Source organism: Vibrio sp. ArtGut-C1 (genome assembly GCF_002105475.1).
In the GTDB taxonomy this organism is placed as follows: Bacteria; Pseudomonadota; Gammaproteobacteria; order Enterobacterales; family Vibrionaceae; genus Vibrio; species Vibrio diabolicus.
In genome coordinates this window covers 201,572-221,961 of record NZ_NCTH01000004.1, presented here as the reverse complement: position 1 = coordinate 221,961, position 20,390 = coordinate 201,572, and the positions used below count along the sequence as shown (strand labels likewise).

The following is a 20,390-nucleotide window of genomic DNA, read 5'->3' as shown; positions in this document are numbered from 1 at the left end:
TTTGATGCTTATATTTTGCGTGTCGAGATAAAGTAGGTGTGTAACTAACGAGGCTCGTCTTTGTTGCTCTCCTCGTCAGCGGAGCGCTGTTTATCCAACGTGTTCAGCTTATCTAAATCGTTCTTACGGCTTTTATCCATCTGACCAAACTTCATTTTTGCGGTGTATTTGAGTGCGGCAATGTTACCAATGACCACGCTCAGCACTACAATGATAATAACCCAAGGATTGGTGAGTATTTCTATCATAGAGCCTCCGGCGGCGTGATATTGTGAATAAATTTGGCAACGACGTTATCCAAATTATTCAGTATGACGTCAATCCCTGCAATGTTGTCGGTCTGATTTTGCTGAATCAGCTGGTTTCTGAGCACATTAGGCGTCAATTGCGCGAGGCACTGTTGCCCGACAGTGCGGTGGCTGATGTGCCAAGGCTCAATCGAAACGCCACCTAAATCTTGCTGATAAGGGAAGAAGAAGCCGAATCGACCAAGGTTGGCTTTTAACCATTGGTAGAACGCTTGCTGGTGGCCTTCAAGGTACTCCCAAGGCTCCAGCTTGAGTTTGGTGTCAGTAGGCAATAAATTGCGCGCATAGACATCAAAATCGCAACCCCAATGATGACGACTTCCTCCAGGCAGTGCCGACCAGCGCAAAATGGCCATCAACTTCTCTTCGTCATTTAACTCTGCTTTGTTTAAAGGGCGGGAGTTGACGTCGAGAATTGGCAACTCACCAGAAAACTTCCCGTTCCAGATCGCTTTTTGGCGGTTGAAGTCACGAAAACCACTGGCGATTTCCATTTTAAAACCTGCTTCTGTTGCCGCTTCAGTCATCTTTAGCAGATCGTCAGCTACTTCAGGGTGGAGTAGAAACGCTTTTTGACCCACTAAAGTGGATTGCAGATGAGAATCTGTGGTGCCGGTGAGTTGCTCTGGTGTCATGGTGTTCTCGCTGATTACTTCGCTAACAGGTGTTTCAACGTGTTCTCGTACATGTCAGTCAACTTTTCTAGATCGTCCACTTTCACGCATTCGTTCACTTTATGAATCGTAGCATTAACAGGGCCTAACTCTACGACTTGACCTCCCATTCGAGCGATAAAGCGACCATCAGACGTACCGCCAGTTGTAAGTAGTGCTGGCTTCGTATCATTCACTTCGGCAACAGCAGCAACAACTGCATCTAGCAGCGCGCCTGTATCGGTCAGGAATGGGTCGCCGTTGAATGTCCATTTTAGGTCGTAGTCCAGCTCATGCTTGTCTAGTGTTTCGGTAACACGCTGAACAATTGCGTCATTGTTAAGCTCAGTACTAAAACGCAGGTTGAACTGAACATGGAACTCGCCAGGAATGACGTTAGACGCACCAGTGCCAGCCGATACGTTCGGGATCTGGAAGCTGGTTGGTGGGAAATAATCATTTCCTTTGTCCCACTCGGTTGTTGCGAGTTCATGAATGGCGAGTAGAGACTCGTGCACTGGGTTATTGGCTAGGTGAGGATAGGCCACGTGGCCTTGTGTTCCTTTTACCGTTAAATCGCCCGTGATAGAACCGCGACGTCCATTTTTCACCACATCGCCAACTACTTCGGTACTGGATGGTTCCCCGACGATACACATGTCGATATTTTCGCCACGTGCCATCAACGTTTCTACAACACGAACGGTACCATTGATAAATGGTCCTTCTTCATCCGACGTAATTAGAAAGCCGATTGAACCTTTGTGGTCTGGGTTTTCTTCAATGAAGCGTTCGACAGCAACGACCATAGCAGCTAGCGACCCTTTCATGTCCGCTGCACCGCGACCGTGTAGGTAACCATCAATAATAGTTGGTTCAAACGGATGTGTATCCCAGTGCTCCAGTTTGCCAGCAGGTACCACATCGGTGTGGCCTGCGAACGCAAATAGTGGCGCTTCTGAACCTCGGCGAGCCCAGAAGTTCGTGGTGTCTTCAAACACCATTACTTCAATTTCAAACCCGAGTGCTTTTAAGCGCTCGATCATCAAATCCTGACAACCTGCGTCTTCCGGCGTTACAGATTGTCTACTGATCAGATCTTTAGCAAGTGCCAATACTGGACTGTCTGTCATCCTTGAGTATTCCTTTATTTAAGAGTTGAAAATGGTAGCGTATTGATCAGCTTTAAAACCGATATGAAGTTGATCATTCACTTTTAAAATTGGGCGCTTGATCATCGCCGGATTTTCTACCAAAAGAGCGATCGCGTTTTCTTCGTTAAGCGTGTCTTTCTGTTCTTGTGTCAGTTGGCGGTAGGTCGTGCCACGTTTGTTGAGCACCTGTTCCCAACCTAAAGCGCGACAAAATTCGCTTACCATAGCTACATCAACGCCTTGCTTACGGTAGTCATGGAAGTCGTAAGCAATATCCTCAGCTTCTAACCATTTTTTGGCTTTTTTGATCGTATCGCAGTTGGGAATACCAAACATGGTAATCGACATAGTGTTTCCTTTTTTCTTTGTTCTATTTTTCACTGGCGCGGTTAAGACGCACTTAAGTGATTTGGGCTGCTATAGCATCCTATCAAGAAGCAATCAAACTGACAAAATGCGGTGGAAAATATTTTCAGATAGATTGAGATAACTGATGTTACGTAACTTATTTACGATGAATTCACTATAAATCGAATAAAAAATCGTCTAAATCAAATGGAAAAGTCGAGTTATTGATCAAACGCAACATCTCGCTGAGCAAAAACGAAATAATGAATCAGCACAATTTTAGGAGGTGTCAATGGAATTGAGTCCTGTTTTTGCAAGGCGGCTATATTTGGCCTTGTTGGTGGAAAACCTAGAAAGGCCGAATGTGCCAAAGTTGATCGAAAAAACGGGGTGGCCTCGTCGTACAATTCAAGATGTACTCAAGGCGTTACCTGGGATCGGCATTGAACTCATATTCGTTCAAGATGGCCGACGTCATAATGACGGCTATTATCAACTTTCAGATTGGGGACCTTTTGATAGCCAATGGGTTCTAGAGCGGGAGAGAGATATCGCTAGCAGTCTTGGATTTCGTGCATAAGCCAGCAATTGCTGGCTTTTTTCATATTCAGGCGTCATCCATTGCAGCGGTAAGCGGAGCCCAGCACGCTAAATGAGGTGATAAAATCTTGTGGGGAGACCATAAAAACGGTGTCCGCATCGATAGCCGCGGCATTGTTTTTTAAATCATTCATTGCGCCTTGCATCATCGCGTCATTGGTCATGAAAATGTAGTTATACCAATGACCCTCGCTTCCGGTGACTTCGCCTTTGTATTCGCATAGATCAGGGTTGAACTGAGCGTCAATGCGAATATGAACATCTTGGCTTTGAGCATGAGTAAGGTGAGAAGGCATCGTGCAACCAGAGAGAAGTACGACAAAAAGTCCAAGTAACAGGCGTCTCATCAGCTATTTCCCCAATACTATGTAAGCAGCAAAGCCAATCCAGCTCAGAGCGAGCAGTATCCAAGGCAGTTTTCTTGATACATGGTTTGGCGCATCGTCGGTGATGTTGTCTTGTTCGATAGTCTCTTCATGCTGACGTTGTTTTTCACGTTGCTGTTTTTTCTTCGCTTTATCGGCTTGACGATTGCGCTCTTTTTGCTGCTTCTTATATTGAGCGATGCCTTTTTCGATACCTTGAGCGATAAGCTTGGTTTGCTCTTTGGTTTGCCCCGGTTTCTGCGTGGATTTGGCAATTCTCATCGCTTCGGCTTGAGTTTCTTGAGAAGGCGCTGGGGTAGCTGGAGTTCTTTTTTTCATGTTTCTCATCAACGTCATTGTAAATCTTTGTTTAGTTTACCTGTGTAAGATGATGAAATGAACTTTAGTTCTCATCTTTGCTGGCTTGCAACTCTGAAATGATAGGTTAAAGTGGCGTTTTATCACATTAAGAAGAAGATGTTGTGCGCTACTCGTTTGACCAATATGACGCCCATGGATTTTTAAAAGCGCCGATTATTTTATGGTTTGGATGGATGTTTCTTGTGCGTTCATGGGTTGTGTTTGCGATGGCAGGCGTAAGTCGTGATAGTGGCAGTAAGCTACTCGCTATTGTTTACCCAGACTCAAGTACGCTGTATTTGGGTTTGGCTATGGGCATTCCAAGCCTGCTTCTCATGTGGTTGATGGGGCTCCGTCACCCCGATAGAGGATGGGTAAACAGAATTACTCGCTATGGTCGAGAGATCACTTTGATCTTGTGCGGTATCCAACTGGCTCAGACCATGTATCATGTGTATCTGGAACATGGTGTATTCAACTGGGCAAACGCCCTTACCATTACCTTATTAGCTTGGTTTATGATCTATCTTCTAAATGGAAGATGGGTAAAAGACTGTTTTCATGTGCCACAATTGGAGCGCAATGAAGAACAGCCTTCGAAGAATTAAAAACAATAACTTCCCACACCGGGGCAAAGTATAGAGGAAACCTCAATGTCACAAGCTCAAACGGCGATCGTGCCAGAAGCAGGGCCATTTGCACTGTACACTCAACTTAAAGTGAACCAAAACCGTGAAAACGTATTGGATAAGCTGAAAGCACTACCAAAGTTAGTGGAAGAGTTAAATATTACCCAGCCAGGCGCGGCGCTGACCCTTTCTATCGCATTCACAAAATCGTTTTGGCAACACCTCAATGTAGACGCGCCAGAAGAGCTTATTGATTTTACTCAACTTGGCGAAGGAGACATCGTAGCGCCTGCAACGGATGTTGATGTGCTGATTCACTGTCACTCTACTCGTCACGACTTGCACTTTTATGTTCTGCGTAAGTTTCTAGAAGAGACGGCGCAAGATGTCACCATTGTGGACGAAACGTATGGGTACCGTTACCTTGATGCTCGTGATATGACAGACTTTATTGATGGGACAGAAAACCCGAAAGGGGAGGCTCGCGCTGATGTGGCTCTAGTAAAAGAGGGCCCATTTGCTGGAGGTAGTTATGTCATGGCTCAACGCTTTGAACATAACCTTGCCGCTTGGAATCGCTTGAATGTCAAAGCGCAAGAAAAAGTGATTGGTCGTACCAAACCAGACTCTATCGAGCTAGAAGACGTACCGGCAGCATCTCACGTTGGTCGAGTTGATATTAAAGAAGAAGGTAAAGGTCTCAAGATTGTTCGTCATAGCTTGCCATACGGCACTGTGACTGGTGCGCACGGTCTGCTGTTCATCTCTTACTGCAATACCCTTCACAATATCAAAGTGATGCTAGAGAGCATGTACGGTGTAACCGACGGTAAAACAGACCAACTGCTTCGCTTCACTAAAGCGGTAACTGGTGCGTACTTCTTCGCTCCTTCACAAGAAATGCTAGCAGAACTGGCCATTAAGTGATTAATAGTTAAAAGTTTCCAAAGCCCTCCACTCGGAGGGTTTTTTGTTTTCTATTCTCTCATTCCAATCTCTTTTCAAAAAACACTAAATCTTTCTGTTTCTTGGTCGATAAGTATCCAAAGCCTTAATTTATTTGGAGTCTGTGTCTCTTGGCTATCACCGTTAATACCAATGTTGCAGCACTTGTCGCACAACGTCATTTGACCAGTGCAACGGATATGCTGAATCAATCCATGGAGCGTTTGTCTTCAGGGAAGCGTATTAACAGCGCAAAAGATGACGCGGCAGGCCTGCAAATCTCCAATCGTCTGCAATCACAAATGCGTGGTTTGGATGTGGCGGTTCGTAACGCGAATGACGGCATTTCTATCATGCAAACCGCAGAAGGCGCGATGAATGAGGTGACCAACATCATGCAACGTATGCGTGATTTGTCGTTACAGTCAGCCAATGGTTCAAACAGCAAAGCGGAACGCACTGCACTGCAAGAAGAAGTGACGGCACTTAACGATGAGCTAAACCGCATTGCCGAAACGACCTCCTTTGGTGGGCGTAAACTGCTCAATGGCAGCTTTGGTAAGTCGGCATTTCAAATCGGTGCAGCGTCAGGTGAAGCCGTACAGATTGAGTTGAAATCGATGCGCACTGATGGGTTGGAAATGGGCGGCTTTAGTTATGTCGCTCAAGGGCGTGCTGATTCTGATTGGCAGGTAAAAGAGAACGCCAATGATCTGACGATGTCTTTCACCAACCGTTCTGGCGAGACGGAAAAAATCCAAATCAATGCCAAAGCCGGTGATGATATTGAAGAACTCGCGACTTATATCAATGGTCAAACCGACAAAGTGACGGCATCGGTGAATGAAAAAGGTCAGTTACAGATCTTTATGGCAGGAGAAGAAACCGCCGGAACGATTTCATTCTCAGGAGATCTTGCGAGTGAGCTTGGGATGTCGTTGAAAGGTTATGATGCGGTCAATAACCTGAACATCACAACCGTTGGTGGGGCGCAGCAAGCTGTCGCTGTACTAGACACGGCGATGAAATTTGTCGATAGCCAACGTGCGGAGTTAGGCGCGTATCAAAACCGCTTTAATCACGCGATCAATAATCTGGATAACATCCACGAAAACTTAGCCGCTTCCAACAGTCGTATCCAAGACACTGACTACGCGAAAGAAACCACGCAAATGGTGAAGCAGCAGATTTTGCAGCAGGTCAGTACTTCTATTCTTGCGCAAGCAAAACAAGCGCCCAACCTAGCATTAACCTTACTTGGCTAATGATCGAACTCGCTCGAATTTAACGTAAAACCTGCCTGTATCGACAACTCGAAAAGAAGCTTTAGCGAAAATTTGACGTTTTTTTGCTTTTTTATCTGCTTCATCACGATTCCTTCTCCAAATGAACTTTTTCCAAAAAAATCCAAAAAATTCCCTAAAGAAATCAGTTTGAGCGCCGTTAATAAAAGTAACTTTGAGAGAACTACTTGGTTTTCCGAGACGTCGGAAACCGCTATACCGGAAAATCAATTGGAGAAATCACCATGGCAGTGAATGTAAACACTAACGTATCAGCGATGACCGCTCAGCGTTACCTAAACAACGCAAACTCAGCTCAACAAACTTCTATGGAGCGTTTGTCTTCGGGTTTCAAAATCAACAGCGCAAAAGATGACGCTGCGGGTCTGCAAATCTCGAACCGTTTGAACGTACAAAGCCGTGGTTTGGATGTGGCGGTTCGCAACGCGAACGATGGTATCTCAATTGCACAAACCGCTGAAGGTGCAATGAACGAGACCACTAACATTCTTCAACGTATGCGTGATTTGTCTCTACAATCAGCAAACGGCTCAAACTCGAAATCAGAGCGTGTGGCGATTCAAGAAGAAGTGACCGCGCTAAACGACGAACTAAACCGTATCGCAGAAACCACGTCTTTCGGTGGTAACAAGCTACTAAACGGCACACACGGCGCGAAATCGTTCCAAATCGGTGCGGATAATGGTGAAGCCGTGATGCTTGAGCTAAAAGACATGCGTTCAGACAACAAAATGATGGGCGGTGTGAGCTACCAAGCTGAAAGTGGTAAAGGTAAAGATTGGAACGTTGCTGAAGGTAAGAACGACCTAAAAATCAACCTAACGGACAGCTACGGTCAAGAGCAAGAAATCAACATCAGCGCAAAAGCAGGTGACGATATCGAAGAGCTTGCGACTTACATTAACGGTCAAACTGACCTAGTGAAAGCCTCAGTAGACCAAGACGGTAAACTGCAAATCTTTGCTGGTAACAACAAAGTCGAAGGTGAAGTCGAATTTTCAGGCGGCCTATCTGGCGAGCTAGGTTTGGGCGAAGGTAAAAAAGTAACGGTAGATACTATCGACGTAACCTCAGTTGGTGGCGCACAAGAATCTGTTGCTATCATCGATGCGGCACTGAAATACGTAGACAGTCACCGCGCAGAGCTGGGTGCATTCCAGAACCGTTTCAACCATGCAATCAGCAACTTGGACAACATTAACGAGAACGTGAACGCGTCGAAGAGCCGTATCAAAGATACTGACTTCGCGAAAGAAACGACTCAAATGACCAAATCACAAATTCTATCGCAAGCGTCAAGCTCAATCCTTGCGCAAGCGAAACAAGCGCCAAACTCAGCGCTAAGTCTGCTAGGTTAATTTCAAACCTAAGACGAGAACCTCATTGGCTCGTGGTGAGAGATGAGCGAGTAAACCCAGCTTCGGCTGGGTTTTTTTCTGTTTGTTTGGGACTCAGGATTTCTGCGAATCACGACATTAGAGCTTCATCACATTTCAGTAAGCCAAAGAAAATAATCGCAAAAAATTGAAAATTTCTTCTAAAGGATATTCATCGGTCGCCGTTAAAGGGACTGAGAGAAATGAGATGTACCTAAGTGAGGTGAGAGACACGACGGTACATTCACTAAAGCCTTAAGGAGATCAATTATGGCGATTAACGTTAATACTAACGTTTCTGCGATGACTGCACAGCGTTACCTAAACCAGGCAGCTGACGGTCAACAAAAATCAATGGAGCGTTTGTCTTCGGGTTATAAAATCAATAGCGCGAAAGACGATGCTGCAGGTCTACAGATTTCAAACCGCTTGAATGCACAAAGCCGTGGCCTAGACATGGCGGTGAAAAACGCAAACGACGGTATTTCTATTGCACAGGTTGCTGAAGGTGCAATGAATGAATCTACCAACATCCTACAACGTATGCGTGACCTATCGCTTCAATCTGCGAACGGTTCTAACTCAAAAGCAGAACGTGTTGCGATCCAAGAAGAAGTAACAGCGCTAAATGACGAGCTAAACCGTATTGCTGAAACTACCTCTTTCGGTGGTAACAAGTTGCTGAACGGTACATACGGTACGCAATCTTTCCAAATTGGTGCAGACTCAGGTGAAGCAGTTATGCTTTCTATGGGTAGCTTGCGCTCAGACACTTCTGCAATGGGTGGCAAGAGCTACGCAGCAGAAGAGGGTAAAGATGCATCTTGGACTGTTGGTGAGAAAACTGAGTTCAAAATGAGCTACACCAACAAACAAGGTGAAGAGAAAGAGCTATCGATTAGCGCAAAACAAGGCGACGACATTGAGCAGCTAGCAACGTACATCAACGGTCAAAACGATGATGTAAAAGCGTCTGTTGGTGAAGATGGTAAACTACAAGTATTTGCTTCTTCTCAAAAAGTTCAAGGTGATGTTGAGTTCTCTGGCAACCTAGCGGACGAGATCGGCTTTGGCGGCCCGAAAGACGTAACAGTGAAAGACATCGACGTAACAACAGTAGCAGGCTCTCAAGAAGCCGTGGCTGTTATCGACGGTGCGCTTAAGTCAGTAGACAGCCAACGTGCGTCACTTGGTGCTTTCCAAAACCGCTTCAACCACGCAATCAGCAACCTAGACAACATTAACGAGAACGTTAATGCGTCTAACAGCCGTATTAAAGATACTGATTACGCGAAAGAAACCACTGCGATGACTAAGTCGCAAATTCTTCAGCAAGCAAGTACTTCAATCCTGGCTCAAGCGAAGCAGTCTCCATCTGCAGCGCTAAGCTTGTTGGGCTAAGTGGTTGACCCAGCCTGAGGTAAATACCTTAGTGCTGGGGCACCAAAGCGATAGGTTCTATCGTTAGCCCATAAGGTGGAAGGGAGATTGTAATGGATATATCCTCCTACGCATCGAACATCCAGCCTTACGGCACGCCAAGTGGCACAAAGTTTGCAAATAAAAATGGCAATGATATAGGCACGTCTAGCCCAGCAAATTCAAATGGTGAGGTTTCGCCGCAAAAAGCGAAAGACACCGAATACGACTTCTCTGTTCAAGCTGCGATCGAGATGGCGGAAAGCCGTCAAGAGCTGAACAAAGAAGAACGTGAAAAATTGGTCGCGCAAATGAATGAGTTTGTGACGTCCATAAACAAAGGAGTCGCGTTTCGAGTGGATGAGGAATCCGGGAGAGATGTGGTGACGATTTACGAAGCCAAAACGGGCGACGTGATTCGTCAAATTCCTGATGAAGAGATGCTAGTGGTATTGCGTCGCCTAGCTGAGCACACAGCCAACAGCGGGTTGTTGACTGAAAAAGTGTAAGTCGTTTTTAGAGGTGATTTGATGAGTTTAGGCCCTTTGGGGATGTCTGGCGGCATGGATATCAATTCCATGGTCAGCAAAATTGTGGATGCCGAACGCGTACCAAAGCAGCAACGCATTGACAACGAGCGCACGACAATTAATGCCAGTATCAGTGCCTATGGGCGACTCAGAGAATCACTGGATACGATGAAAAATCTCATGGCGAACTTTCGTCAAGAGAAAGCGTTTGCCGTTCGTACTGTTGAAACGACAGACGACAATATCGTATCTGCTACTGCAACTACAGATGCTATCGCTGGCAAATATGCTATCGATGTGTTGCAGCTTGCCCAGAGCCACAAAGTCGCTTCTGACGTACTGCCAGAAGACGCAAAGTTTGGCCCTGGTAAGCTGCAGATTTCGCTTGGTGATGACACCTTCAACGTGAACGTTCGTTCGAGCTCCAAGCTCGCAGATGTCGTACGCGGCATCAACGGCTCAAAAGACAATCCCGGTGTTCGAGCATCTCTCATTAACGACGTTGAAGGACCACGCCTTATCCTTGCCTCAAATCTCTCTGGTAAGGATCATCAAATCAGAGTCAGTGTGGAGGCCGACAAAGGCAACCCTCTAAAGTATTTCGAATATCAAACACTTGAAGACCGTGTTAACGCGCTTGAAGAAGCTCGTTCAGCGGCGGAAGAAGTGTTAGGTCCTCTTCAATTCCCCGAGCAACCAGTAGAACTGGATGCAAACGGCAATCCTCTACCTCCAGAAGAGCAAAAAGCGGCAGAAAATGGACAAGATGATGGCTCCCAAGAGTCAATCTCTGCTGCGGGTGCAGAAGCTGCTAAAGCTGGGCAGGAAGCGATTGATGAAGCCAACCGACGCGCGAGTTTGCGCCCTGAAGACCGAATTCCAGGGTGGACAGAAACTGCGTCAGGCACTTTGCTGGATTCTTATGAAGAACCAGAGCTTGAACTCGACGAGAAAGCAATAGATAAGGCACCAGATGTACCGGGTTGGAGCAATGCGGCATCAGGCACATTAACCGACTCTTACGTTACGACGAAAGAGGCCAAGCAGCTTCTTGAGCAAGAAAAAGCTGAAATTGAGCAAAAAATTGCGAGTGAAAAACAAGCGCTAGACGCAAAAGTTGAACGTGGTGAATTGACCGAAGAGCAAGCGAAACAAATTCATCGCGCTAAGCTGGATCCTCAAGAGCGTGAACGTTTAGAAAAAATTGATGAAGCAGAAGCGAAAATCGCAAAAGCGCAATCTGCTTTTGAAGAATACCTTGGTATGACAGAGGTACAAGCAGGGCAAGATTCAGAAGTTCTGCTTGATGGAGTAGCAAAGCTATCTAGTCACAACAATGTGATTGAAGATGCCATAGAAGGTGTTGATTTAACACTTAAAGGCAAATCAGAACCGAACAAGCCACCTGCTGAAATTGGCGTCGAATACGACCGTCAGAGTGTGCGTAACGACATCGAAAACTTTGTTGCGGCGTACAACTCGTTTTATCAAACGTCTCAAGCGTTGGCGAGTGTGGATCCGGTCACTGGTCAAAAAGGACCGTTGTCGGGTGACAGTACCGTACGCAGCGCAGACTCACGATTAAAATCGGTATTTTCCACTCAAATTGATAAAGCGCCTGAAAACCTAAAGTCATTAACTGAATTTGGCATTACTACCACGCGTCAAGGTACCTTAGAAATCAACTATGACATGTTAGATCGTCAGTTGAACAACAACTTCAACGAGCTAGAAAAGTTCTTCGGTGGCAACACAGGTTTTGCTAAACGAGTCGAAGATGCGATTCATGGTATTACAGGCATTACAGGCAGCATTCGTACTCGAGAAAAAAGTCTCACAGAACAAAATTATCGTTTGAGTGATGATCAAGCGGCATTAGATCGCCGCATGGAAAGCCTAGAAAAACGCACTCACGCGAAGTTTACCGCCATGCAAGATGCGACTGGCAAAATGCAAGGTCAGTTAGGTGCCTTAATGAGTGCGTTGGGTTAATAAATGCAAAAAGAACTCATAGATATTAGTGATATAGATCAACTAATTACGCAAGAATTGGAAAAAGTCGACTTTAGTACTGAAGAAATTCTTCGCTTGGTCGATATCAGGGAACGGTTATTGCAAAACCTGTTACCAATTATTCATCAAAATCCTTTGGTTAAGCAGGATGCAGAGTGGCAAGCGTTGCTTACTCGTACCAAAAGAATTGTCGAGCTGATGCAATCGGAAACGTCAAAGGTCGGAAAAGAACTTCATAAGTTTCGTTATGGCCAGCGTTCGCTTCAGCAGTACAAAAAATTTATTTAAAAGAGGATTACTATGCGCGGTTCTTTGCAAGCATACAAAAAGGTATCAGTCGACAGCCAGCTAAGCGCGGCTTCTCCGCACAAAGTCATTCAAATGCTTATGGCTGGTGCGATTGAGCGCCTTATTCAAGGTAAAGCGGCCATGCAAGCAGGCAATATTCCAGCAAAAGGTGAGCGTTTAGGTAAAGCGCTAGACATCATCATTGCGCTACGTAGCTGTCTATCGATGGATGACGGTGGTGATATTGCTTCAAACTTAGATTCACTCTATGAGTTTATGATCACGCAAATTTCAGCTGCTAACCATCAAAATGATCCTCAACTGATCGACGACGTTATCGACATTATCCGTGAGATCAAATCCGCTTGGGACCAAATCCCTACAGAGTTTCATAATCTTACAGCAGCTGAAGTCGGTATTTAATAACCAAAACAACGCGTTAAGATATTAGAGGAATATATTTGTCAATTGCGCAACGAGTTGTGTAGCAAAGTTTCTATCAAGCTCACACCTCTTTATTGCTTGGTTGCCTTATTTTTATATTCAAATAAAATAGAAGCCATTAGTAGCCCTAATGGCTTTTTTTGTTGCTGATTTTCCTATTTTGTCTATCGTAAATTGAGTGTGGTGGTTCTGCCTTCTTTTAGCACCCAATTGCGCAAATCAAGGTTTGGCCGCAACGCACCTAAAATAAAGGCAATCATTCTTACTTATGCAAGGTTTGGCAAAGCTGCTTGTAATTGATGATGACGCATCAAGTCGTTTAAATTTAAGCAATATATTGGAATTTGTTGGAGAAAATTGCGAAGCGGTCAGTTCTGATCAGCTCAGCGATGTTGATTGGTCTAGCGTATGGTCGTGCTGTATTGTTGGTAACATTCCAGCAGGTCAAGCGGCGAATACGGTTATCTCTCATTTAAACAGCGCCTACCACATCCCACTTTTAGTCATGGGCCGATTTCCGTTGCCCGTGGATGATCTTCCAAATTTTGTAGGTGAGCTAGAACTACCTCTTAATTACCCACAGCTTAGTGAGGCGTTACGCCACTGCAAAGATTTTCTGGGTCGAAAAGGGGTCAATGTCGTTGCCAGTGCACGAAAAAACACGCTTTTTCGCAGCTTAGTTGGTCAAAGCAGAGGTATTCAAGAAGTTCGTCACCTGATCGAGCAAGTCTCAGACACTGAGGCAAACGTGTTGATCTTGGGTGAATCTGGTACCGGTAAAGAAGTCGTTGCGCGTAACATTCACTATCATTCGTCGTACAGCAGTGGTGCCTTTGTGCCCATTAACTGTGGTGCCATTCCACCGGAGCTTCTAGAAAGTGAATTGTTTGGCCACGAAAAAGGCGCGTTTACTGGTGCGTTAACGGCACGTAAAGGTCGATTTGAGCTTGCAGACGGTGGCACGATCTTTCTTGATGAGATTGGCGATATGCCGATGTCGATGCAAGTGAAGCTACTTCGCGTATTACAAGAGCGCTGTTTCGAACGTGTAGGTGGCAATAGCACCATCAAGGTCAATGTTCGAGTTGTCGCGGCCACACACCGTAATCTAGAAAGTATGATTGAAGAAGGCACGTTCCGAGAAGACTTGTTCTATCGTTTGAACGTGTTTCCAATCGAGATGCCTGCGCTGAAAGAGCGCAAACAAGATATTCCATTGCTGCTGCAAGAGTTGATGACGCGTCTGGAGGCGGAGGGTGGCCAGCCTATCTGTTTTACCCCTCGTGCGATCAATTCACTGATGGAGCACAACTGGCCGGGTAACGTGCGTGAGTTAGCCAACCTTGTTGAGCGAATGATCATTCTGTACCCAAATAGCTTGGTCGATGTAAACCACTTACCAACCAAATATCGCTACAGTGATATCCCGGAGTTCCAACCAGAAAGTAATCCGTTTATTTCGGTTGAAGAACAAGAGCGTGATGTGTTCCAAGACATCTTCTCAGAAGACTTTAGTTTTGATGATCAAGACGATCTTGACCACAGCATGAACGCTCCGCAAGCGCTGCCGCCTGAAGGTGTAAATCTGAAAGAGCTGTTGGCTGATTTAGAAGTTAATATGATCAGCCAAGCGTTAGAAGCACAAGGTGGGGTCGTGGCACGAGCCGCTGATATGCTGGGTATGCGACGCACAACGTTGGTGGAAAAAATGCGTAAGTACAACTTACAACGCTAGGTAACGTTGAGATTTAAGACGATATCTAAATCATTTGGGCTATTTAGCATCGTTTTTCTGACACCAAAAACCGTTATCTGAGGGTGTCAACTTATTGTCGATGACTTAACGTCATGATAAATATAAAAAATAGCTTGGTACGCTAATTGCTTACCAAGCTATTTTAGTTTTAGCGGCGATATTTCGACAGGCAGTAATGGATAACAACACCAACCAATCCCATTTAGATTCCGTAGAAAATCAGGTTGAGCGCTATAAGCAGGTGCTTGATGTGATGCCTGCCGGAGTGATTCTGCTCGACACGTACGGCATAGTGCGTGAAGCAAACCCAGAGGCGCACCGAATTCTTGAGATTCCACTGGTTAATGAAAAATGGTTCAACATTATTCAGGCGGTGTTTGATCCTCGTGAGGATGATGGTCACGAAGTTTCCCTGCGGAATGGTCGTAAAGTTCGATTAGCCATTTCGGCTTCTACGACAGGTCAATTGATCCTGATTACCGATTTAACCGAAACTCGCTTACTTCAAGCTCGTGTGAGTGATTTACAACGCTTGTCTTCGTTAGGGCGTATGGTAGCGTCGCTTGCTCATCAGGTAAGAACGCCGCTATCGAGCGCTATGCTATATGCATCCAATTTGGGAGCGCCAAACCTTCCACCAGCGACAAGGGATCGCTTTCAAACCAAATTAATGGATCGACTGCACGATTTGGAAAAGCAGGTTAATGATATGCTGCTTTTTGCTAAAGGTGGTGATAATAAAGTCATTAAGCCATTTACGATTGCTCAGTTGGTGGCGGAATATCAGCCGATGGTCGAAACCGCGCTAAAAAATAATGGTATTGATTACTGCCTAGAAGTGGAAGAAGAACAAACTGAGTTGCTAGGCAATGCGAATGCGATTGCATCCGCGTTGAGCAACCTTGTCATGAATGCGATTCAGATGTCTGGTAAAGAGTCGCAAGTCGATATTTTTTTCCGCCCGGTAAATGGCGAGTTGCGCATTTCAGTGCAAGACAGCGGACCGGGTGTACCTGAAGAACTACAAGCCAAAATTATGGAGCCATTTTTTACCACGCGTTCTCAAGGAACCGGGTTAGGGCTGGCTGTCGTTCAAATGGTTTGCCGTGCCCATGACGGTCGATTGGAACTTATTTCAGAGCAGGGTGATGGAGCCTGCTTTACCATGTGCATTCCGCTAGAGCGAGTGCAACCAGAAGCGCAGTAAGCTGCTTCTGGTAATAACAATTACTGGAGAATCAGAATGGCGCAAAGCAAAGTGCTGATCGTAGAAGACGATGAAGGTCTTCGTGAAGCCCTAGTGGATACTCTGGCTCTGGCAGGGTATGAGTGGTTAGAAGCTGACTGTGCGGAAGACGCACTACTAAAACTCAAATCGAATACTGTCGATATCGTCGTTTCTGACGTGCAAATGGCAGGTATGGGCGGATTGGCTCTGCTCAAAAACATCAAGCAGAATTGGCCTAACTTACCAGTACTGTTAATGACGGCGTACGCCAACATTGAAGATGCCGTGTCGGCAATGAAAGACGGCGCGATTGACTACATGGCGAAACCATTTGCACCAGAAGTATTGCTGAACATGGTCAGTCGATATGCACCGATCAAAAGCGATGACAATGGTGACGCGGTCGTTGCAGATGAAAAAAGTCTGCGCCTACTTGCATTGGCCGATAAAGTGGCACGTACAGATGCGAATGTTATGGTGCTAGGTCCGAGTGGCTCAGGTAAAGAAGTGATGTCGCGTTATATTCACAACGCATCAAACCGTAAAGATGGTCCATTTGTTGCTATCAACTGTGCGGCGATTCCAGACAACATGCTGGAAGCGACACTATTTGGTTATGAGAAAGGCGCGTTCACTGGCGCGGTTCAAGCGTGTCCGGGTAAGTTTGAACAAGCGCAAGGCGGCACAATCTTGCTGGATGAAATCAGCGAAATGGACTTAAACCTGCAAGCGAAACTATTACGTGTTTTGCAAGAGCGTGAAGTGGAGCGCCTTGGCAGTCGTAAGAGCATCAAGCTGGATGTACGCGTGCTTGCGACCAGTAACCGTGATCTCAAGCAGTACGTCTCAGAAGGCAACTTCCGTGAAGATTTATACTACCGCCTGAATGTGTTCCCAATTGCGTGGCCAGCACTGAACGAACGCAAAGGCGATATTGCGCCACTTGCCAAGCATCTTGCTGAGCGTCATTGCAGCAAGATGGGGGTGCCAGTGCCTCAATTTTCAGCCGTTGCGGTAGAAAAACTGCTGCAATACCCTTGGCCAGGTAACGTTCGTGAGCTGGATAACGTGGTGCAACGAGCTCTTATCTTAAGTGAGAATGGTGATATCGACGCTGAGCACATCTTACTAGAAGGGGTGGATTGGCAAGATGCCAACAGCTTGCAGCATGTGGTTCAAAATGCAGAGATGGTTGTACCTAATGTTAAGCCAGTCGCTCAACCTGAGAGTGTGAACCGTCCGGTATCTGGCGGGGAGGGCTTGGGCAGCGAGCTGCGTGACCAAGAATACGCCATTATTTTGGAAACCTTGGTGGAGTGTAACGGCCGACGCAAAGAAATGGCGGAGAAACTGGGCATAAGCCCACGAACCTTGCGCTACAAACTTGCCAAAATGCGTGATGCTGGTATAGATATCCCAAATTAACATGTGCAATCGCCATAAGACAAAAAGTGTAAGCAAACCGCTAACTAATGTCTTATGGCACGTTAATTGCTGTGTTAATAATCAGTTTTGTTAATAGTCAATCTTTTGGCTTAGAGGTGCTAATGAAAGTTGATGGTATTCAGGCAGAAATGCGCGCCATGATGGTAGAAGCAACCAATACTGCTCCTACTGCAAGTGGGGCGAAAGTTGGAGCAGATTTTAATGATCTCCTAACTAAAGCCATCAATAACGTGAACACACTTCAAAAAGCATCCGGTGACTTACAAACCCGTTTTGATCGTGGTGATGCCGATGTTTCCCTTTCTGACGTTATGATTGCTCGTAACAAGTCTAGTGTCGCTTTTGATGCGACGGTTCAAACTCGCAATAAACTCGTTGAGGCGTATAAAGACCTCATGAACATGCCAGTGTAATTTAGGTAATAAGTGTGGCAGACAAGTCTACAGATTTAACCGTCACTGAAGGCGGCTCAGATGGTGCACTGGTAGCAAGTTCCGACGTAGATGTGGAGAGTCAAAATCCAGATCTAGAGGAGCGCAGTGCGTCAAAATTTGATATGGCAGTGGGTGACCTTGATTTACTTCGTCAAGTTGTACTTGTGCTGTCAATCTCCATCTGTGTTGCATTGATCGTGATGCTGTTCTTTTGGGTCAAAGAGCCGGAGATGCGCCCGCTTGGAGCGTATGAGACCGAAGAGTTGATCCCCGTTTTGGATTATCTGGACCAGCAAAAAATCAATTACAAGCTTGATGGTAATACCATTTCTGTTGAATCGAGCGAATACAACTCGATCAAACTTGGCATGGTTCGCTCGGGCGTAAACCAAGCCACAGAGGCGGGCGATGATATTTTGCTGCAAGATATGGGCTTTGGCGTATCACAACGTTTAGAGCAAGAGCGCCTTAAACTCAGTCGAGAACGTCAGTTGGCTCAAGCGATTGAGGAAATGAAGCAAGTTCGTAAAGCGCGAGTCTTATTGGCGCTACCAAAGCACAGTGTTTTTGTGCGTCATAACCAAGAAGCATCAGCGTCCGTATTTTTGACACTGTCGACTGGTACGAACCTCAAACAGCAAGAAGTTGATTCTATCGTCGACATGGTGGCGAGTGCCGTTCCGGGAATGAAAACCTCCCGAATTACCGTCACAGATCAGCATGGCCGTTTGCTCAGTTCAGGCTCTCAAGACCCTGCTTCTGCTGCGCGACGCAAAGAGCAAGAATTAGAGCGTAGCCAGGAACAAGCGCTGCGTGAAAAAATTGATTCAGTGCTATTACCTATTTTAGGTTATGGCAACTACACGGCGCAGGTCGATATCCAAATGGATTTCAGCGCGGTTGAACAAACTCGCAAACGCTTTGATCCCAATACCCCTGCAACCCGCAGTGAGTACGCATTAGAAGATTACAATAACGGCAATATGGTAGCGGGTATTCCGGGGGCGTTAAGTAATCAGCCTCCAGCGGATGCCTCTATTCCGCAAGATGTGGCTCAGATGAAAGACGGTTCTGTCATGGGACAGGGTTCGGTGCGTAAAGAATCCACGCGTAACTTTGAGCTTGATACCACCATCAGCCATGAGCGTAAGCAGACGGGGACGGTTGCTCGTCAGACGGTTTCTGTTGCGATTAAGGACCGTCGTCAGGTCAACCCAGATACGGGAGAAGTGACCTATACCCCGATGTCCGAATCGGAAATTAATGCTATTCGCCAAGTCTTAATTGGTACGGTCGGTTTTGACCAAGGCCGTGGTGATTTGTTGAATGTACTGAGTGTGAAGTTTGCAGAGCCTGAGGCTGAACAGCTGGAAGAACCACCAATTTGGGAGCACCCTAACTTCAGTGACTGGGTTCGTTGGTTCGCAAGTGCATTAGTGATCATCGTTGTTGTGTTGGTTCTGGTTCGCCCAGCAATGAAGAAATTGCTTAACCCTACCAGTGATGACGAAGACGAAATGTACGGACCAGACGGCTTGCCGATTGGTGCAGATGGTGAAACTAGCCTGATTGGCAGCGACATTGAAAGCAGCGAACTGTTTGAGTTTGGTTCAAGTATTGATTTGCCAAACCTTCATAAAGATGAAGATGTATTGAAAGCGGTTCGCGCTCTGGTTGCGAATGAACCTGAACTTGCTGCTCAAGTAGTGAAAAACTGGATGAATGACAATGGCTAACGATATCGTACCTCAAGATGACAACGCCGCGGGAATGCCAGTTGAGCTGGATGTCTCAACCATTACTGGCGAAGAAAAAGCAGCAATTTTGCTACTGAGCCTCAATGAACAAGATGCCGCCGGCATTATTCGTCACCTAGAGCCAAAACAGGTCCAGCGTGTGGGTAGTGCGATGGCTAAGGCGAAAGACCTCAGCCAAGACAAGGTGTCAGCCGTTCACCGTGCGTTTTTGGAGGACATCCAGAAATACACCAACATCGGCATGGGCAGCGAAGACTTCATGCGTAATGCGCTGGTGGCGGCTCTTGGTGAAGACAAGGCCAACAACTTGGTTGACCAGATCCTACTTGGTACGGGTTCAAAAGGCTTGGATTCGCTGAAATGGATGGACCCACGACAAGTGGCGAGCATCATTGTCAACGAACACCCGCAGATCCAAACCATCGTATTGTCTTATTTAGAAGCAGACCAATCCGCGGAGATTTTGTCTCAGTTCCCTGAGCGCGTGCGTTTGGATCTGATGATGCGTATTGCCAACCTTGAAGAAGTTCAGCCATCGGCACTGGCAGAGCTGAACGAAATCATGGAGAAACAGTTCGCGGGTCAAGCGGGTGCACAAGCAGCCAAAATTGGCGGCCTGAAAGCAGCCGCGGAGATCATGAACTATCTAGACAACAACGTCGAAGGTTTGTTGATGGAACAGATTCGCGATCAAGACGAAGACATGGCGACGCAAATTCAAGACTTGATGTTTGTCTTCGAAAACTTAGTTGAAGTGGACGATCAAGGTATTCAGAAATTGTTGCGTGATGTACCACAAGACGTGTTGCAAAAAGCACTTAAAGGTGCCGACGATTCTCTGCGTGAGAAGGTATTTAAGAACATGTCGAAACGAGCGGCTGAGATGATGCGTGATGACATCGAAGCGATGCCGCCAGTTCGCGTGGCGGATGTCGAAGCGGCACAGAAAGAAATCCTGGCGATCGCTCGTCGCATGGCCGATGCAGGCGAACTCATGTTGTCTGGCGGTGCGGACGAGTTCTTATAATCTCTA

22 protein-coding genes are annotated in these 20,390 nt (G+C 46.2%); 16 read left to right on the top strand and 6 right to left on the bottom strand.

Annotation, left to right across the window (positions count from 1 at the left end; all coding sequences use genetic code 11):
* Positions 1-44: 44 nt before the first annotated feature.
* From B7360_RS05570 to B7360_RS05555, 4 genes are read right to left on the bottom strand one after another with little or no spacing between them, the layout of a single operon-like run.
* Complete coding sequence (locus B7360_RS05570; protein WP_012841517.1) at positions 45-248, bottom strand: DUF2897 family protein; 204 nt, start codon at positions 246-248, stop codon at positions 45-47.
* The gene (locus B7360_RS05565; protein ID WP_085342895.1) at positions 245-943 is read right to left on the bottom strand and encodes a M15 family metallopeptidase; all 699 of its coding nucleotides are present in this window, start codon (positions 941-943) and stop codon (positions 245-247) included. The genes B7360_RS05570 and B7360_RS05565 overlap by 4 nt, the downstream gene beginning before the upstream one ends.
* A 14-nt stretch (positions 944-957) precedes the next feature.
* Positions 958-2,094: a succinyl-diaminopimelate desuccinylase gene (gene dapE / locus B7360_RS05560; protein WP_085342893.1), complete on the bottom strand. Its 1,137-nt coding sequence runs from the start codon at positions 2,092-2,094 to the stop codon at positions 958-960.
* An 18-nt stretch (positions 2,095-2,112) separates the two neighbouring features.
* The gene (locus B7360_RS05555) at positions 2,113-2,463 is read right to left on the bottom strand and encodes an ArsC family reductase (RefSeq protein ID WP_047008853.1); all 351 of its coding nucleotides are present in this window, start codon (positions 2,461-2,463) and stop codon (positions 2,113-2,115) included.
* 292 nt (positions 2,464-2,755) lie between these two features.
* Between B7360_RS05555 and B7360_RS05545 the strand changes: the two genes are divergently transcribed.
* On the top strand, positions 2,756-3,043 hold the full coding sequence (locus tag B7360_RS05545; protein WP_005380433.1) for a helix-turn-helix domain-containing protein: 288 nt from the start codon (positions 2,756-2,758) through the stop codon (positions 3,041-3,043).
* A gap of 34 nt (positions 3,044-3,077) precedes the next feature.
* Here the strand turns inward: B7360_RS05545 and B7360_RS05540 are convergent, their stop codons facing one another.
* Positions 3,078-3,410: a DUF4156 domain-containing protein gene (locus tag B7360_RS05540; RefSeq protein WP_085342891.1), complete on the bottom strand. Its 333-nt coding sequence runs from the start codon at positions 3,408-3,410 to the stop codon at positions 3,078-3,080.
* A 3-nt stretch (positions 3,411-3,413) separates the two neighbouring features.
* Positions 3,414-3,767 carry a DUF2956 domain-containing protein gene (locus tag B7360_RS05535; RefSeq protein ID WP_085342924.1) on the bottom strand — a complete coding sequence of 118 codons (354 nt, stop codon included), beginning with the start codon at positions 3,765-3,767 and terminating at the stop codon, positions 3,414-3,416.
* Between the two features lie 143 nt (positions 3,768-3,910).
* Here B7360_RS05535 and B7360_RS05530 point away from each other — a divergent pair, with 143 nt between their 5' ends.
* The 15 genes from B7360_RS05530 (at position 3,911) to fliG (ending at position 20,384) form a co-directional block, all read left to right on the top strand.
* Entirely contained in the window at positions 3,911-4,396 is a 486-nt protein-coding gene (locus B7360_RS05530; protein WP_012841521.1) for a DUF2919 domain-containing protein, read from the top strand.
* Positions 4,397-4,441: 45 nt separating this feature from the next.
* On the top strand, positions 4,442-5,344 hold the full coding sequence (locus B7360_RS05525; protein WP_085342889.1) for a Dyp-type peroxidase: 903 nt from the start codon (positions 4,442-4,444) through the stop codon (positions 5,342-5,344).
* Positions 5,345-5,493: 149 nt separating this feature from the next.
* Positions 5,494-6,627: a flagellin gene (locus tag B7360_RS05520; protein ID WP_085342888.1), complete on the top strand. Its 1,134-nt coding sequence runs from the start codon at positions 5,494-5,496 to the stop codon at positions 6,625-6,627.
* 263 nt (positions 6,628-6,890) lie between these two features.
* On the top strand, positions 6,891-8,024 hold the full coding sequence (locus B7360_RS05515; protein ID WP_005393103.1) for a flagellin: 1,134 nt from the start codon (positions 6,891-6,893) through the stop codon (positions 8,022-8,024).
* Positions 8,025-8,312: 288 nt separating this feature from the next.
* Positions 8,313-9,443: a flagellin gene (locus B7360_RS05510; RefSeq protein ID WP_006741693.1), complete on the top strand. Its 1,131-nt coding sequence runs from the start codon at positions 8,313-8,315 to the stop codon at positions 9,441-9,443.
* 92 nt (positions 9,444-9,535) lie between these two features.
* Positions 9,536-9,970, top strand: a complete 435-nt coding sequence (gene flaG, locus B7360_RS05505; RefSeq protein WP_047008849.1) for a flagellar protein FlaG — start codon at positions 9,536-9,538, stop codon at positions 9,968-9,970.
* Between the two features lie 21 nt (positions 9,971-9,991).
* Complete coding sequence (gene fliD / locus B7360_RS05500; protein ID WP_085342887.1) at positions 9,992-11,983, top strand: flagellar filament capping protein FliD; 1,992 nt, start codon at positions 9,992-9,994, stop codon at positions 11,981-11,983.
* A 3-nt stretch (positions 11,984-11,986) separates the two neighbouring features.
* On the top strand, positions 11,987-12,292 hold the full coding sequence (locus tag B7360_RS05495; protein ID WP_012841523.1) for a flagellar protein FliT: 306 nt from the start codon (positions 11,987-11,989) through the stop codon (positions 12,290-12,292).
* 12 nt (positions 12,293-12,304) lie between these two features.
* Entirely contained in the window at positions 12,305-12,715 is a 411-nt protein-coding gene (gene fliS, locus B7360_RS05490) for a flagellar export chaperone FliS (RefSeq protein WP_012841524.1), read from the top strand.
* A gap of 289 nt (positions 12,716-13,004) precedes the next feature.
* A complete protein-coding gene (locus tag B7360_RS05485) occupies positions 13,005-14,471 on the top strand; it encodes a sigma-54 dependent transcriptional regulator (protein WP_006741695.1) in 1,467 nt (488 codons plus the stop codon).
* Positions 14,472-14,667: 196 nt separating this feature from the next.
* Positions 14,668-15,699, top strand: a complete 1,032-nt coding sequence (locus tag B7360_RS05480) for a PAS domain-containing sensor histidine kinase (RefSeq protein ID WP_046875535.1) — start codon at positions 14,668-14,670, stop codon at positions 15,697-15,699.
* 36 nt (positions 15,700-15,735) lie between these two features.
* Positions 15,736-17,145 (top strand): sigma-54 dependent transcriptional regulator, encoded by a 1,410-nt coding sequence (locus tag B7360_RS05475; RefSeq protein WP_085342886.1) that lies wholly within the window; start codon positions 15,736-15,738, stop codon positions 17,143-17,145.
* A 122-nt stretch (positions 17,146-17,267) separates the two neighbouring features.
* Positions 17,268-17,579, top strand: coding sequence for a flagellar hook-basal body complex protein FliE (gene fliE / locus B7360_RS05470; RefSeq protein ID WP_085342923.1), 312 nt, complete (start codon positions 17,268-17,270; stop codon positions 17,577-17,579).
* Positions 17,580-17,593: 14 nt separating this feature from the next.
* A complete protein-coding gene (gene fliF / locus B7360_RS05465) occupies positions 17,594-19,336 on the top strand; it encodes a flagellar basal-body MS-ring/collar protein FliF (protein ID WP_006741698.1) in 1,743 nt (580 codons plus the stop codon).
* Positions 19,329-20,384 (top strand): flagellar motor switch protein FliG, encoded by a 1,056-nt coding sequence (fliG, locus tag B7360_RS05460; protein ID WP_012841526.1) that lies wholly within the window; start codon positions 19,329-19,331, stop codon positions 20,382-20,384. Before fliF ends, fliG begins: the two co-directional genes overlap by 8 nt.
* The last annotated feature ends 6 nt before the right edge of the window (positions 20,385-20,390 follow it).